We start from the raw sequence: 15,535 nt of genomic DNA on the forward strand, positions 1-15,535 counted from the left end.
TGGCTAATGGAAATAAGGGAGTGACAGAATTGGGTAAAGGTAAAATAGTTATCGTTGGTGGAGGTCTAGCTGGATTAATGGCTACGATCAAAGCAGCAGAGCTGGGACAACAGGTTGATTTATTTTCTTTAGTGCCTGTTAAACGCTCTCACTCAGTTTGTGCCCAAGGCGGAATCAACGGGGCAGTAAATACAAAAGGTGAAGGGGATTCTCCATATATCCACTTCGACGATACAGTTTATGGCGGGGATTTCTTGGCTAACCAACCGCCGGTTAAAGCGATGTGCGAAGCAGCACCATCAATCATTCATATGTTTGACCGTATGGGTGTTATGTTCAACCGTACTCCGGAAGGTCTTCTTGATTTCCGTCGTTTCGGTGGTACTCAACATAGCCGTACAGCATTCGCTGGTGCAACAACTGGTCAGCAATTACTTTACGCATTGGACGAGCAGGTTCGCCGTTATGAAGTTGAAGGCCTTGTAACGAAATATGAAGGCTGGGAATTCCTTGGAGCTGTTATCGATGATGAGCAAACAGCACGCGGTATCGTAGCACAAAACCTGACTTCAATGGAAATCAAATCATTCCCTGGAGACGCAGTCATCATGGCGAGCGGCGGCCCTGGAATCATTTTCGGTAAATCAACGAACTCAATGATCAATACAGGTTCAGCAGCATCAATCGTTTATCAGCAAGGTGTTAATTATGCTAATGGTGAGTTCATTCAAATTCACCCGACAGCAATCCCTGGCGATGACAAACTTCGTCTAATGAGTGAATCCGCTCGTGGTGAAGGTGGACGTATCTGGACATATAAAGACGGGAAACCTTGGTATTTCCTTGAAGAAAAATACCCTGCTTATGGTAATCTAGTACCTCGTGATATCGCGACTCGTGAAATCTTCGACGTATGTATGAACATGAAGCTTGGCATTAATGGTGAAAACATGGTTTACCTGGATCTATCACATAAAGATCCTAAATTACTTGATATTAAACTTGGCGGAATCATTGAAATCTACGAGAAATTCATGGGTGAAGATCCTCGTAAAGTTCCAATGAAAATTTTCCCTGCCGTTCACTATTCCATGGGCGGACTTTGGGTGGATTATGACCAAATGACTAACATCAAAGGTTTATTCGCTGCAGGTGAGTGCGATTATTCACAACATGGCGGTAACCGTCTTGGTGCCAACTCACTTCTTTCTGCAATCTATGGTGGTTCAGTCGCTGGACCGAATGCCGTTAAATATATTGAAGGCCTTGCTAAAACTTCAGAATCCATTCCTTCTTCATTGTATGAAGGGTACGAAAAACAAGAACAAGAGAAATGGAATGAAGTCATGTCTCTTGATGGTAACGAAAATGCGTACATCCTTCACAAAGAACTTGGTGAGTGGATGACTCAGCATGTTACTGTAGTTCGTTACAATGACAAGCTTAAAGAAACGGATAACAAGATTCTTGAGCTGATGGAACGTTACAAGAAAATTAACATCAATGACACGGCAAAATGGAGTAACCAAGGAGCTGCATTCACTAGACAGCTGCAAAACATGATGCAATTGGCCCGTGTAATCACAATTGGTGCGTTAAACCGTGATGAAAGCCGCGGAGCGCATTACAAACCTGATTTCCCAGAACGTAATGATGAGGAATTCATGAAAACTACTATGGCAACATTCAAAGGCTTGGATCAAGCACCTGAATTCCATTATGAAGATATTGATGTATCACTGATCGCACCGCGTAAACGTGACTACACTACGAAACACTAAAGAGGGGGAGCAAAAAAATGGTTGAAACTAAATCTGAGACTAAAACAGTCCGTTTTATAATCACTCGTCAAGATACACCGGATTCAGCTCCTTATGATGAGGAATTCGAATTAGCGTACCGTCCGAATATGAACGTAATTTCCGCCCTAATGGAAATTCGTCGTAATCCAGTAACGGTACAAGGTAAGCACACTACAGCAATCGCATGGGACATGAACTGTCTTGAAGAGGTATGTGGTGCTTGTTCAATGGTTATCAATGGTAAACCAAGACAATCATGTACAGCTCTTATCGATCAATTGGAGCAGCCGGTTCGTCTAGCACCAATGCGTACATTCCCTGTTGTTCGTGACCTGCAAGTCGATCGCAGCCGTATGTTCGACTCATTGAAAAAGGTAAAAGCATGGATTCCAATCGATGGAACGTACAACCTTGGACCAGGACCGCGTATGCCAGAAAAGAAACGTCAATGGGCTTACGAGTTATCTAAATGTATGACTTGCGGTGTATGTTTGGAAGCTTGTCCGAACGTAAACAGCAATTCAGACTTCATTGGGCCACAACCATTATCGCAAGTTCGTTTATTCAATGCACATCCAACTGGTGCAATGAACAAAGCTGAACGTTTAAATACGATCATGGGTGATGGAGGACTTGCAAACTGCGGTAACTCACAAAACTGTGTGCAGTCTTGCCCTAAAGGCATTCCATTAACGACTTCGATTGCTGCGTTGAACCGTGATACTACGATCCAACAATTCCGTAACTTCTTCGGCAGTGATGAAGTTTAATCATGAACATGAAAGAACCTGTATCTTATGATATGGGTTCTTTTTTTCATTGTTTTACATACACAGACTTGGTTGGGAATCGAGAGAATCATAAACGATTGATAACTGGGGTTGTAGTGTAAATCTGGCACCAGGCCAACTGTGAAGGATTTGTGAAGTGAGCTTGATAATTTACCCTGCTTTCAATAGAAAATCCTTTTCATTATCGTTGTTTTCTTATAAAATGAGTGAATAGTCATTCAATTCAGAAAGGGTGTGCACAAGTTGGGCAAAATATCATATATCGATAATATAACGGAGTGGATCAATGATTTTTCTTTTAAACATGAGATTAAGATCCGCTTTTCGGAAACTGATATGTTTGGGCACTTGAATAACACGATTCCTTTTACTTATTTTGAGGAAGCTCGGATTGAGTATTTCAACAGTATGGGGTTCATGAAGGATTGGACCTCGGCTGAATGCGGTGAGATGCCGGTTGTTGCCAATTTACAGTGTGATTACCTTAAGCAGATGTTTTTCAATGATCAATTGACAATCCATGTGAAAGCTGACCATATCGGAAATTCTTCAGTGGAGCTACACTATATGGGGACTAAACAAGATGGTTCAATTTGTTTAACGGGCAGGGGGACGATTGTGCAAGTGTCCAAGGCCACCGGGAAGCCGGTACCATGGACGGAAGACATGAAGCGTTCGATGTTGTATACTGTGCTGGAACATTCCTGAAAATATTTCCATTTAGACAAGTAAAAGAGTCACTCCATTGCCCCAGCCGACATACTATATCTTGACTAAATAGACACCCACTCCGGGTTTTATGCTGGTGAAGGCAAGGAGGGTAACATTACTTGAAGGAGAACGAATTCACTCATAAGCCATTACTCACCAAAAGAGAAAAAGAAGTATTTGAGTTACTAGTACAAGACAAAACAACAAAAGAAATCGCAGGTGAATTGTTTATTAGCGAAAAAACAGTTCGAAACCATATTTCGAATGCGATGCAGAAGCTTGGAGTTAAAGGACGTTCGCAGGCAGTCATAGAACTCCTTCGTATGGGAGAACTTAAGCTTTAATGTGTTAACTCTTAATACGTAAGCCTTATAAATAATTTCTCTCCCGTTCATTGGCAGCATATAAGGAAGGGCAAAACAATTTGGTTGTTTTGACTTCTTTGGATGCTGCTTATTTTTATGGTGGGGTTTCATTATGATTCCAGTCAATCAATCTTGAAAATCATTTCACTTTCATCCAAAATGGTAGTATGATAAGTTTCATGAAGTGGGGAGCTGTGTTTATGGATGAAGAGAAGCAGGCGGCATATGTAGCCGATATCGAGAAGGAATTGCGCTATGTATCGTCATGGCTTAAGCAAAGGGGAAGAGAAATTCTCCATGATTATAAAATAACCATTCCTCAATTCGTGGCTTTGCAATGGCTTTTTGAATCAGGGGACATGACGATTGGCGAATTGTCCACGAAGATGTTTCTCGCTTTCAGTACAACGACGGACCTGATTGACCGCATGGAGAAACATCAGCTTGTCCAGCGTGTCAGGGATGAAAAGGATCGGCGTGTGGTTCGAATTCACCTTCTTGAAGAAGGCGAACGGATAATCGAAGAAGTGATTAATAAACGGAGGCAGTACTTGAGTGGCGTGTTAGTCAATTTTAACGAATCTGACATCATGTCCCTCAAAGGGATTCTAGTAAAACTACATCAAGAAATGAAAGAAAAATGAGGCGAGTTTTTTGAAACAACCGATAGGCATCATTGATTCAGGAGTAGGCGGCTTGACAGTAGCTAAAGAAGTCATGCGTCAGCTTCCAAATGAAAATATAATTTACTTAGGTGATACAGCAAGATGCCCATATGGGCCGAGGACAAAAAAAGATGTCCAAACCTTCACATGGCAAATGACGAGATTTTTGATGAAGAAGGATATAAAAATGCTGATCATCGCTTGCAATACAGCAACTGCAGCTGTATTGGATGAAATCAGGGCTATACTTCCGATTCCTGTGTTGGGTGTCATACACCCAGGGGCAAGGGCGGCATTGAAAGTTTCTGATTCCTTGCATATCGGAGTTATCGGTACGGAAGGCACGGTAAAAAGCAAAGCTTATGACGATGCACTTGCTTCCATCAATTCCGATGTGAAAGTAGATAGTTTAGCATGCCCGAAATTTGTCCCAATCGTAGAAAGCGGGGAGTTTCAAGGGGGGATCGTCAATCGGGTCGTGGCACAAACCTTGAACCCGTTGAAGAAAACGAAAATCGATACACTGATCCTTGGCTGTACCCATTATCCACTGCTGGGGCCTGTAATCTCTTCCTATATGGGGGATGAAGTACAAGTCATTTCCTCTGGAGAAGAGACGGCCCGGGAGGCAAGTGTCATTTTGGATTACTATAAATTAATCAATAAAAGCAAGCTCCGTCCAGTTCATCGCTTTTATACAACCGGTTCAAGAGATATGTTTGGTTCCATCGCGTCGAGCTGGCTCGGTATTCATGCCAATACCATCGAAACAATTAAAATCGATCACTTATAAGACTTCCATTTGGAAGTTTCAGACTGCAGACAAACTTAATGAAAATGGAGTTTGTCTGCAGTTTTTTTATGGTTTGTACATTTGCCTGTTGATTGGAACGTGAGGGACTCGCTTTCCCTGCAGGTGGATGAAAGGATCCTATCCAGCATTCAGATTATACTTGGGGGTGGGAGTCGATTGTTCCATTCAGGAAGTCTCCCAAATCCTAATGAAGCTGAAAAAGATGCATCAGTACGGGCAAATTGCCCAGCTCCATTATCGTAGGGAAAAATAATTGGTCTATTTTCCCCTAGGGCTCGTATAAATAGGAGTACAAACTGTCCTAGGAGTGATTTTATGTCCAATAAATCAAAAGTAACAATGGCTGTGACCATTCTGGCATCTTCTTTTTGGCTTTCAGGCTGCGGATTATTTGGCGGTGAAGAGAAAAAGGAAATTGATCCCCCGAAGGATGTTTCATTAGTCGAGGATGAATCTTCATTAAAAGAAACAGAAACGAATGGTGAGGAAAAGCCAGCGACTGAGGGAGAAGAAGGCGCTGTAGAATCGAAAACGGTGAAGACGGAGTTATATTTAATTGATAAAAGCGGGTATGTGGTTCCACAGACATTGGAACTTCCTAAATCGGAAGCTGTCGCTAAACAAGCCCTTGATTACCTTGTCAATAACGGACCAGTCACGGATAAACTTCCAAATGGGTTCAGGGCCGTCATTCCTGCCGATACCCAAATAAGCGTGAACATTAAAGACGGGGTGGCTGTGGCGGACTTTTCGCCGGAATTCAAAAACTATCAGAAAGAGGATGAACTTAAAATCCTTCAAGCCATCACATGGACCCTGACGCAATTCGACTCGGTCGATAAAATCCAAATGAGAATCAATGGGGAAGATATTTCCGAAATGCCGGTCAATGGCACACCGATAGATGAAAATATCTCAAGGTCTTCAGGAATCAATATCGATACGAGTGATGTAGTCGACATTTCCAATACCAAAGCACTCACCGTTTATTATGTAGGCGGTGATGAGGAGTACACTTATTATGTTCCCGTGACGCGCAGGATCAGCGAAACGGTGACTGATAATGTAACAGCAGTCATTCAGGAATTAACGAAGAGTCCTTCGGGTTCTAGCCTGCAAACAGGGTTCATGAGTGATGTAGCTTTACTTGACGAGCCAAAAGTGGCAGAAGGTAAGGTCAGCCTGAATTTTAACGAAAATATCCTTGGAAGCTTTAAAGAGAAAAAGGTATCACAAGAGGTCCTTGATGCCTTGGTCCTTTCCTTGACGGAACAGAAAGGAATTGAAAGCGTTGAAGTGCAAGTGCAGGGCAGCGCAGATGTTCTTAATGAAGAAGGTAAGAAATTATCCGAACCAGTCGTCCGTCCAGAGAAAGTCAACACAGGCAGTTTTTAAATATATGTAGAAATAAAACAATGAGGCAGCTTGCAGCTGCCTCTTATTTTTTTGCCTCCGCCTTTGAATGACCACGCTGTTAGAGAGTTGAAAGCTTACCGCCCCGAAAAAGTTTTTACATAAATAAATTTTTAAAAGGGGAAATTACTTTTAAACATGTAATTAATGGGGAGGTATTATGGATCAAAAGGTCATTCAGGCTTTACACATCTATGTTTTAATCATCATGAATACAGGGTTCATGGTACATGTCCTGCTCCTTCCCAATATCTTATCCGCATCTCAACGCGACGGATGGATAAGTGTCATAATAAGTGTTGTTCCATGTATCGTTTGGACACTATTTATTTTTTATATTTATAAAAAACTAGATAAAGAAGATATAATCTCTTTTCTGAAAAAATGGTCTACACCTTTTGTTACATATATTTTCACGATAGCATTTGGCTTGTACTTTATAATTAACGCCTTCATAACCGTCAAATTTACATTGATTTGGGCAAAAGCTAATTATACTCATGACATACCAAACATCGTAGTCGTCAGCCTATTCACTTTTATTTGTATTTTTGCAAGCTATAAAGGAATACGCACCATAAGTACTTTGGCTCTCCTATTTCTTCCGGTCGTCACTATTTTGGGGATATTTGTGGGGCTGGGGAACACGAGTAATAAGAATTACGAATTATTGTTCCCGATATTTGAAAGCGGGTATCGCCATACACTAAATGGAATGCTGTATACGAGTGCAGGATATTTAGAAATCATCGTTTTTTTATTTTTAACTCCTTACTTGAAAAACAAGCTAAAAGCCAAGTGGCTTTTACTGGTTGGTATTATCCTCATCATGCTGACGTTAGGCCCCCTCATGGGAGCAATGGCGGAATTTGGTTCTGTGGAAGCGGTGAAAATGAGGAATCCGGCATACGAACAGTGGAAGTTGCTAAGATTTGGCTATTATATTACCCGACTCGATTTCCTTTCCATTTTCCAATGGCTTTCAGGTGCCATGATCCGAATAAGTTTATGTTTATTTATAGGCTATAAGTTAATCTCGAATTCAAAACATCAGAAGTGGATACTGCTTTCACTATATTTGTTAATTGTTATAGGAACGCTAATCCATTGGGATGCTACTTCATTTTTTAATCTTATATACAAATATTTCTTTCCAATAAGCAGTCTGTTTCTTTTTAGTGCTGCAATTATACTGTTATTTATTATTTTTAAAAAGGGAAAAGGAAAAGGTGAAACATTATGAAGAAGGGAAATTTGAATGGTACTCCTTCTTACATTGACCAAATCCGAAAATGGTTCGAACATTCTTCCGATGTTGTTTTAAGAACAAAAACTTTTGATAATGAAGGTCGTTATTTGTTGGGGTTTTTATATGCGCCAAACTTAGTGGATATGCCATTCATCAATGAAGTGATTCTGCCTACAATATCTAAAGCGGTTCAAGAAAATGGCGAATTAACAATTGATCAATTAAGCAATATCATGGAGATCAGTACGCTTAAAAAGGGCTCCGATTTAAAAGACGGAGTAGAAAGCATTCTTTTTTCAGGAGACCTGATCATTATTAATGAATCTTCCAACGAAATTTACCATACCCCATTAGCTAATTCCCCTAAGCGCAGTCCGGAAGAATCCAATATAGAATCTTCCATTCGGGGACCAAGGGATGGATTCGTTGAGAATATAGCGGATAACATGTCTTTAATTCGCCAGAGGTTAAAAACGGCATCACTTAAATGTATAGAATATACAATCGGGAAAAGAAGTAAAACTAAAATATTGCTGCTATATATTGATGACATTATCAATCCCTCGATTCTTTTGGATGTTAAAAAACGATTAGATTCATTAAAGGCTGATATCATAGTCAGCAGTTACCAAGTTGAAGAACTCTTATATGATACTCAATTTTCCATTTTCCCCTTATTGGAGTATGTCGGTCGACCGGACTATGTTGTTGAATCCTTGAATCAAGGGCGCTTTGCCATCCTGGTAGACGGGAATCCCACAAGCTTGATCGGACCAACGAGTATTAATCAGTTACTTTATGCTGCCGATGACGCACATGCAAGCTTTTTTTACATTAGTTTTATGCGTATCATTCGTGTAGTCTCATTATTTGTAACGGTTACGTTACCGGGATTTTTTATAGCTTTGGTTACCTATCAATTCGATCAAATTCCCTTTTCGCTTCTTGCGACGATTTCAATCACGAGACAGGGATTACCCATACCTGCTTCTTTGGAGGCATTCGTAATGATCATATTGTTTGAACTATTTAAGGAAGCTGGTCTTCGCCTGCCAAAAGCAGTTGGTCCGACGGTTTCTGTATTGGGTGGATTGATTATAGGTGATGCAGCGATTCGGGCAGGGCTGACTTCACCCTCCATGCTCGTAATAATTGCTGTTACAGTTCTCTCAAGCTATACCCTAATCAATCAGAATATCGCTGGGAATATCGTTCTTATAAGGTTATTCATATTTGCATGTTCAGCATTTCTAGGCTTGTTCGGATTCTTCATGGGAATATTTCTTATCTTGATTGTTGTGGTTTCCTTGGAAAGTTTCGGACAGCCTTTTGTGAATCCATTTTCCAAACCAAATAAATCGGACATGTTAAAAGTCTTATTCAAGCTTCCGTATGGGATGTTAAGGCAGCGGAATCAAGCTCTACAATCCAGTGATAATGAATCGCAAAAGGAGTCGGACAAATGAGAAAGCTAATTGCAGTCATGGTAATTGGCTGTCAACTTTTATTGACGACAGGCTGCTGGGGAATGAAGGAAATTCAAGCTCAAACATATGGATCCGCTCTAGGGATCGATTATAAAGAGGGTGAATTCATCTTATACTTTCAAGCATTGAATTTTGCGGATATAGCAAAACAAGAGGGAGCCACAGCATTACAAGAAAAAACTGGTGTTGTCATTGGGAAAGGTAAAGGGGAAAGTATCGAAGAAGCATTTACTGAATTGGAACAAAATGCAGCATTGCCACTTTATATCGGGCATGTTAACTCCTTCATTTTAAGTGAGGATGTAATCAATAAGAAAATGAAGGATTTCATTGAATATGTAGGGAAAGAGCCCTTATTGCGATACAATTCATGGCTGTTTGTTACAAACGAGGATATTAAAAAGGTGTTTAACGGTGATAGTTTCTTTAATCTTCCTAACTTATTCACGATCATTCAAAGGCCAGAGACCGTTATTAATGAAAACTATTTCATTTCCCCGTTAAAATTCAGTGAACTGGTTTCGAAATTTTATCAACCGGTTGGTTCCATTTTAATTCCCTCTATGGTAATAAATGAGCATCATTACACAGACAGGGGGAAAGAAAAAAAGATACCAACGTTGAATGGCGGCTATGTTTTATCAAAACAACAGTATAAAGGGTTCGTAAGTAAACAAGATTTGACTGGTATGAAATGGGTTGAAAATAAGGCGACAGTCATGTTTTTTTCCCTGAATAAACAAAAGGTAAGTGTTGAAATCATGGACCCCAAAACAAACATCAAAGTATTGGAGCAACAAAAGAAACCCTTATATGATTTAGAAGTTAAAGCAAATGGGATATTGAAACAAAATTTAGACAACCTGGATATGGGAAAAATCGAAAAAAAGGTAGAAATAAAAATTAAGCAAGATATTTTGAAGACATTGGAGACGGGGGGAAAAATCAATACAGACCTTTTTAACATAAGTGAAAAGGCATACAGATACCATGTCAATAAGTGGGATAATAAAATTATTAATTCCTTCGATAAGACTTCAATAAATGATATAAAAGTTAATATCCATATTGAACATAGTGAAAATTACAAACGTTAGTTTATAAGTTTCAGGTTTTTGCAGGTGAGGGAGTTGTGTTAGACTTAACTTATCTGGAAAATTCAGCGGCTGTTGTTAATCATGATAGGCAGAGTTGAATCCGTCTGTTGGCACTGGAGAAGAAGCGGCTTTTACATATGACGAATGACAGCAAATTCTTTCTAAGCCCAAAAGAGCTCCCGTGCCGATAAAATGAAAAAGGGTGAAATGAAAAATGAAGACAGTAATCATTGCAACGAAAAATAAAGGGAAAGCCAAGGAGTTCGAAAGCTTATTTTCTGCTAAAGGTTATGAAGTCAAAACACTTCTCGATGTACCGGATGCCCCGGATGTGGAGGAAACAGGCACGACCTTTGAAGAAAATGCGATCCTGAAGGCAGAGGCCATTGCCCATCAGCTAGGCCACTTTGTCATTGCTGATGACTCCGGATTGATTGTAGATGCATTGGAGGGCCGTCCAGGCGTTTATTCTGCCCGTTATGCTGGAGAGGCCAAAAGTGATGAAGCAAACACGGAAAAAGTCCTCCGCGAACTGGAAGGCGTGCCAAAAGAGGCTAGGACGGCGAGATTTTATTGCGCCTTGGCACTAGCGTCACCCAACCAGGAAACGATTACGGTATCGGGAACGATGGAAGGCTTGATCACGGAACAGCCTTCAGGAACGAATGGATTTGGTTATGATCCCATCTTTTTTGTAGAGGAACAGGGCAAAACAAACGCTGAATTGACAAAAGAGGAAAAAAACCAAATCAGCCACCGTGCCAACGCGTTGAGGGCTCTAGATGAAAGACTTGATCATTTTCTAAAAAGGGAAGAAGGAATGTGACGATGAAAGTGCTAATAATGAGTGACAGTCATGGCTTAACTCATGAAATCAGCATGATTGCCGACCGTCATAAACAAGAGGTCGCCGCCATGATCCATTGCGGTGATTCAGAGTTGGAAAGAAATGATTCTCACATGGCGGAGTTTTTGGCCGTTGGCGGGAATTGCGACTATGATTCGGCATATCCGGATGATATTGTGGAGAATATCTCAGGCAAGCGTTTCTTCGTTACGCATGGACACCTCTATAACATAAATATGACCTTGATGAACCTATCTTATAAAAGTGAGGAGACAGGGGCGGATATTATTTGCTTTGGTCACTCCCATGCTCCAGGTTCAGAGTGGATTGACGGCAAGCTCTTCATCAACCCGGGAAGCATACGGCAGCCGCGGGGACGAAAAGAGAAAACCTATGCCATTTTGGAGATTAGAAATGACCAACTTGAAATCATCTATTATGACCTTGAAGGAAAAATCGTTGAGGATTTAAGAAATGCTTATCAAATGGAATGACTTCATGTATAATGAACAGGAAGCGTTTTTCCCCGCTTCCTGGTTCTTAAAAAAAGAAAAAAACTTTTTTTGAAAAACCGTTGACTTTCTTTTGATATCCTACTATAATAAGAAGTGTCCTAAGGGAACAGTTAAGGTAATACATAAGTTTTACCGCAACTTATATCATAAACGTCTCAGTAGCTCAGCTGGATAGAGCAACGCCCTTCTAAGGCGTCGGTCGGGAGTTCGAATCTCTCCTGGGACACTAATTAAGCGGCTTTAAAGCCCGATGCGTAAAACCTTCAATATCGTTTAGTGAAACGGTCAGTATAACGGTCATGTAAGAAATTACACCGATTATTGACTTGTATTACTTACGATATAGGAGGTTTTTTGTTGTGACCAAAAGAAAAGGAATCTTAGATGTTAAAGTTGATGTAAAGAAACTACTTGATGAACTACCTACACCCCGCTCTAACGCTCCCGAAATAGAAGATAAACAACTTATATTATCAAGTGACACTATGTTTATTACAAACGCTCTTGACGTTATTACAAGGCAAATGAAGGTAAGTGGTAAAAGAAGTCGGACAATTAGTGATTACATTCTTCATGTAAAACATTTTCAATCAATAACAAAGGTGCAATTTGTTTCGGAAATTTAACGCAAGCTAATAAACCTCGCCTTTTATATTGTCTGCTACAGATTGAGATATAACGTGTCTAATGCTTCGAGTTTGTGGCGTTAACTCTTCACGAGTGTTATTAGACTAAGACAGAATTAAACAATGTAGCTGAAGTCAATGGGGGTGCAAACTAATTATAATACCTTTTATGACCTCCTATATAACTAACTACCCTCTCTATGTCCTTGTCCTTGCACACCCACCTATTTACAAAGCATATGATAAGTTGACTATTTAAAATCGGGAGGACAATCAATAATGTATTCAAATGAAGATTTCTATAATTATAATCCATATTATAATGGATATTTTCGTCAAACGAATGACACCCAATTAGCAAGCGATATTCAGAAAGCAATTAATGCGGAGTTTAGTGCTATTGCTTGTTATGAAAAGTTAGCCAATATTGCACCTACACAGGATGAAAGGAACAAAATACTTGAGATTCAAAAAGATGAAAGACGTCATCTTGAAGAGTTCAGCGGAATTTACGCAAATTTAACAGGTAGGCAGCCCACTTATAAAATCACTGAAGATTGTCCAGAAAAGTATAGAGCAGGAATCGAATTTGCCTTTAAAGATGAACAAGAAGCCGTTGATTTTTATTTAGATATAGCAGATAAGGCGCAGGATACTTTTATTAAAGAAAGATTTCGACGTGCAGCAGCAGACGAACAAAATCACGCTGTATGGTTTTTGTTTTTTTTTTTCACAAAATCCAAAGTTAACGCACACCGATCGGCAAGTTGAAAATTACGGTGCTAAAGGGGCATTAAGTGCTTCAACATTGTCCTTACCTCAAATGCTGACTTATGCCCTTCAGGACGAATATTTGGCACAAGCAAGATATGATAATATTTTAGCAACCTTTGGATATATTCGTACATTTGCACAAATAAAAGAAGCGGAAATGAGACATATAAATGCATTATTGCCCCTTTTTGAACGTTATCAAGTGCCTTTACCTGAAAATATATCGCAGTCATTCGTTTCAACTCCAGAAAACATTAAGGCAGCATATGCTGCTGGCGTTCAAGGGGAAATAGACAATATCTCTATGTATGAAAGGTTCTTAACATTTGATATTCCTACTGATGTGAGAAATATCTTTACACAATTACGTAACGCATCACTTAATCATCTCGCAGCCTTTGAAAGAGGTCTTGAAAGAACTTTTCATGGCAGAAATAAAATTGAGTTAAAAGATTATGGACCGAAACCATTTGTAGTGAATATCAATGAGGCTACGAAGCAAAACACTACCTATCGTACCGCTTTATGGACAGGAAAACATTTGCAAGTTACATTGATGAGTCTTAACGTTGGTGAAGATATTGGTTTAGAAATTCACCCTAACCTTGACCAATTCTTACGTATTGAAGAAGGTCAAGGGATTGTTCAAATGGGCAAGAGAAAGGATGATTTAGACTTTGTAAGAAACGTTTATGATGATTCTGCCATTATGATACCTGCAGGAACATGGCACAATGTAACCAATACAGGTAATGCCCCTTTAAAACTTTACTCGATATATGCTCCTCCACAACATCCATTGGGTACGGTTCATGTAACTAAAGAAGATGCAATAACTGCGGAAGAAGGCTACGGTCATGGCAATGGAGATACAACAGTTATTTCTGGCAAGACTCCAGATGAATGGATACGGTACACTGAATTTTTGGTTAAAGAAGGATTAGAGGATGTTAAAAGAGGAATAAATGCCACACACATTCTTCAAGAATTTATTCTAATGGGAGTTCTTGTAGGGAAAGGGTATTCTCCTGAAAGAGCATATGAAACAGTAGAAGAATGGGAACGTACAGGAGAATCCAAACTTCTTCAGCAAAGCAAAAATATGTAGAAATAGAGTGAAAACTATCATGCTGCAAGCTGGGGACAGTTCCTTTAGCCATTTTAAAGACCACGGGTAGAATCAGAATTATCATGGTGAACCGATCACAAATAGAAATTGTTATTAATTATGAATATATCGAATTGTTAATATGAAATATACTAATGTTGAGGACAGGGAAACCTGTCTTTTTCTTATATATCGAGAAAGCGGTAAATACAATGTGAAATAAATAAAAAAATCAAGGATATAATATGACTAACAATAGATAAAATCGGGGTGGCAAAATGCCTGAACATATCGAAGTAATTTTGAGGTCAATTACTTCTTTCAGTTTATTACTAATTGGAACAAAAATATTAGGTAAACAAACGATATCTCAAATGACAATGTTTGATTTTGTTGCAACAATTTCGCTAGGAGCTATTTCAGCGAATTTAGCCTTCAATACTTCTATTAAGGTACATCATACAATTATTGCATTTACTATATATATAGCAATTATTTTTCTGATGGCACTTATTTCATTAAAAAATAGTAAAGGAAGAAAATTTCTGGCTGGAGATCCCACAATTGTGATGCAAAATGGAAAAATATTAGAAGGAAACATGAATAAAATGCGATATACATTGGATTATTTAAATCAACAACTAAGGGAAAGGGATATTTTTAACATTGAAGAGGTTCTATTTGCCACAGTTGAAACAAATGGAACGTTAACAGTACTAAAAAAGCCGCAATTTAGGAACGTTACAAAACAGGATTTGATGATTGCAGTAATGCCTGAACAGAAGTTACCTATTGAACTTATTATGGATGGAGAAATAATTAAAGAGAATTTAGAAAAAAATAATATAACGTTTTCATGGTTAGAATCAGAGTTAATAAAACGTAATTTATTAAAACATGATGTTGTTTATGCAGTACTGGCTGCCAATGGTAATTTGTATGTTGATACATTTAGGGATCATATTCATTCCCCTATTGATAAAGAATAATTATTTCTTTAAAAGTATTCACAAGTATATTATCGTTGGATTTTTGTTGTGTTTTTATTATCTGTTAAGAATTTCCATTATTACAGTTTATGACAACTCAGAGATAAGTCTTATAGGACTAACGGGTGCTTTACTTCAATAAGGAGTAAAGCCTTTTTGGTGTACTGGTTAGGTAACCGGTTGAAGGAGAATGCTTTTCCTATTACCGATAGACTACAATTTAACGGTAATTAACAGGTGCATAACAAAATCCAGTCATATCAATGGTTACAAGATGCTCAT

At 39.1% G+C, this 15,535-nt stretch carries 15 protein-coding genes, 1 tRNA gene and 1 pseudogene; all 17 read left to right on the forward strand.

The features are described 5' to 3' along the window. The first annotated feature begins 29 nt into the window (after window positions 1-29). The 17 genes and pseudogenes from sdhA to ACFX4H_RS00150 all read left to right on the forward strand — a co-directional run bounded on the left by sdhA (window position 30) and on the right by ACFX4H_RS00150 (window position 15,253). A complete protein-coding gene (sdhA, locus tag ACFX4H_RS00070; protein WP_034311432.1) occupies window positions 30-1,781 on the forward strand; it encodes a succinate dehydrogenase flavoprotein subunit in 1,752 nt (583 codons plus the stop codon). Between the two features lie 17 nt (window positions 1,782-1,798). Continuing rightward, window positions 1,799-2,572, forward strand: coding sequence for a succinate dehydrogenase iron-sulfur subunit (gene sdhB, locus ACFX4H_RS00075; RefSeq protein WP_034308984.1), 774 nt, complete (start codon window positions 1,799-1,801; stop codon window positions 2,570-2,572). A gap of 264 nt (window positions 2,573-2,836) precedes the next feature. Beyond that, the gene (locus ACFX4H_RS00080) at window positions 2,837-3,301 is read left to right on the forward strand and encodes an acyl-CoA thioesterase (RefSeq protein WP_063590482.1); all 465 of its coding nucleotides are present in this window, start codon (window positions 2,837-2,839) and stop codon (window positions 3,299-3,301) included. Window positions 3,302-3,423: 122 nt separating this feature from the next. Beyond that, entirely contained in the window at window positions 3,424-3,648 is a 225-nt protein-coding gene (locus ACFX4H_RS00085) for a helix-turn-helix domain-containing protein (RefSeq protein ID WP_028392149.1), read from the forward strand. Window positions 3,649-3,869: 221 nt separating this feature from the next. Next, a complete protein-coding gene (locus ACFX4H_RS00090; protein WP_034308979.1) occupies window positions 3,870-4,313 on the forward strand; it encodes a MarR family winged helix-turn-helix transcriptional regulator in 444 nt (147 codons plus the stop codon). A gap of 10 nt (window positions 4,314-4,323) precedes the next feature. Then, window positions 4,324-5,127 carry a glutamate racemase gene (gene racE / locus ACFX4H_RS00095; RefSeq protein WP_048689031.1) on the forward strand — a complete coding sequence of 268 codons (804 nt, stop codon included), beginning with the start codon at window positions 4,324-4,326 and terminating at the stop codon, window positions 5,125-5,127. Between the two features lie 336 nt (window positions 5,128-5,463). Beyond that, window positions 5,464-6,543 (forward strand): GerMN domain-containing protein, encoded by a 1,080-nt coding sequence (locus ACFX4H_RS00100; RefSeq protein WP_034308974.1) that lies wholly within the window; start codon window positions 5,464-5,466, stop codon window positions 6,541-6,543. Window positions 6,544-6,721: 178 nt separating this feature from the next. Then, a complete protein-coding gene (locus tag ACFX4H_RS00105; RefSeq protein WP_249598618.1) occupies window positions 6,722-7,804 on the forward strand; it encodes a GerAB/ArcD/ProY family transporter in 1,083 nt (360 codons plus the stop codon). Beyond that, window positions 7,801-9,276 carry a spore germination protein gene (locus ACFX4H_RS00110; protein WP_377433384.1) on the forward strand — a complete coding sequence of 492 codons (1,476 nt, stop codon included), beginning with the start codon at window positions 7,801-7,803 and terminating at the stop codon, window positions 9,274-9,276. The genes ACFX4H_RS00105 and ACFX4H_RS00110 overlap by 4 nt, the downstream gene beginning before the upstream one ends. Further along, complete coding sequence (locus ACFX4H_RS00115; RefSeq protein ID WP_283866164.1) at window positions 9,273-10,394, forward strand: Ger(x)C family spore germination protein; 1,122 nt, start codon at window positions 9,273-9,275, stop codon at window positions 10,392-10,394. Before ACFX4H_RS00110 ends, ACFX4H_RS00115 begins: the two co-directional genes overlap by 4 nt. Before the next feature lie 214 nt (window positions 10,395-10,608). Continuing rightward, window positions 10,609-11,220 carry an XTP/dITP diphosphatase gene (locus tag ACFX4H_RS00120; protein ID WP_323603335.1) on the forward strand — a complete coding sequence of 204 codons (612 nt, stop codon included), beginning with the start codon at window positions 10,609-10,611 and terminating at the stop codon, window positions 11,218-11,220. A 2-nt stretch (window positions 11,221-11,222) separates the two neighbouring features. Beyond that, on the forward strand, window positions 11,223-11,735 hold the full coding sequence (locus ACFX4H_RS00125) for a metallophosphoesterase family protein (RefSeq protein WP_377433388.1): 513 nt from the start codon (window positions 11,223-11,225) through the stop codon (window positions 11,733-11,735). A gap of 173 nt (window positions 11,736-11,908) precedes the next feature. Further along, a tRNA-Arg gene (locus ACFX4H_RS00130) sits at window positions 11,909-11,982 on the forward strand. Between the two features lie 133 nt (window positions 11,983-12,115). Continuing rightward, window positions 12,116-12,382, forward strand: coding sequence for a hypothetical protein (locus ACFX4H_RS00135; RefSeq protein ID WP_377433391.1), 267 nt, complete (start codon window positions 12,116-12,118; stop codon window positions 12,380-12,382). A gap of 279 nt (window positions 12,383-12,661) precedes the next feature. After that, a complete protein-coding gene (locus ACFX4H_RS00140; RefSeq protein ID WP_283866160.1) occupies window positions 12,662-13,153 on the forward strand; it encodes a ferritin-like domain-containing protein in 492 nt (163 codons plus the stop codon). 433 nt (window positions 13,154-13,586) lie between these two features. Continuing rightward, window positions 13,587-14,003: pseudogene (locus ACFX4H_RS00145) on the forward strand (cupin domain-containing protein); the annotation flags it as partial. Window positions 14,004-14,542: 539 nt separating this feature from the next. After that, a complete protein-coding gene (locus ACFX4H_RS00150; protein ID WP_377433394.1) occupies window positions 14,543-15,253 on the forward strand; it encodes a DUF421 domain-containing protein in 711 nt (236 codons plus the stop codon). Window positions 15,254-15,535 lie beyond the last annotated feature (282 nt).

The sequence above is a fragment of the Peribacillus sp. YIM B13477 genome (assembly GCF_042787955.1).
GTDB lineage: Bacteria > Bacillota > Bacilli > Bacillales > DSM-1321 > Peribacillus > Peribacillus frigoritolerans.

Coding starts and splice junctions, on each gene's coding strand:
- sdhB (WP_034308984.1), top strand. CDS start 1,799: ATGGTTGAAACTAAATCTGAGACTAAAACAGTCCGTTTTATAATCACT.
- ACFX4H_RS00090 (WP_034308979.1), top strand. CDS start 3,870: ATGGATGAAGAGAAGCAGGCGGCATATGTAGCCGATATCGAGAAGGAA.
- ACFX4H_RS00100 (WP_034308974.1), top strand. CDS start 5,464: ATGTCCAATAAATCAAAAGTAACAATGGCTGTGACCATTCTGGCATCT.
- ACFX4H_RS00105 (WP_249598618.1), top strand. CDS start 6,722: ATGGATCAAAAGGTCATTCAGGCTTTACACATCTATGTTTTAATCATC.
- ACFX4H_RS00110 (WP_377433384.1), top strand. CDS start 7,801: ATGAAGAAGGGAAATTTGAATGGTACTCCTTCTTACATTGACCAAATC.
- ACFX4H_RS00115 (WP_283866164.1), top strand. CDS start 9,273: ATGAGAAAGCTAATTGCAGTCATGGTAATTGGCTGTCAACTTTTATTG.
- ACFX4H_RS00120 (WP_323603335.1), top strand. CDS start 10,609: ATGAAGACAGTAATCATTGCAACGAAAAATAAAGGGAAAGCCAAGGAG.
- ACFX4H_RS00125 (WP_377433388.1), top strand. CDS start 11,223: ATGAAAGTGCTAATAATGAGTGACAGTCATGGCTTAACTCATGAAATC.
- ACFX4H_RS00140 (WP_283866160.1), top strand. CDS start 12,662: ATGTATTCAAATGAAGATTTCTATAATTATAATCCATATTATAATGGA.
- ACFX4H_RS00150 (WP_377433394.1), top strand. CDS start 14,543: ATGCCTGAACATATCGAAGTAATTTTGAGGTCAATTACTTCTTTCAGT.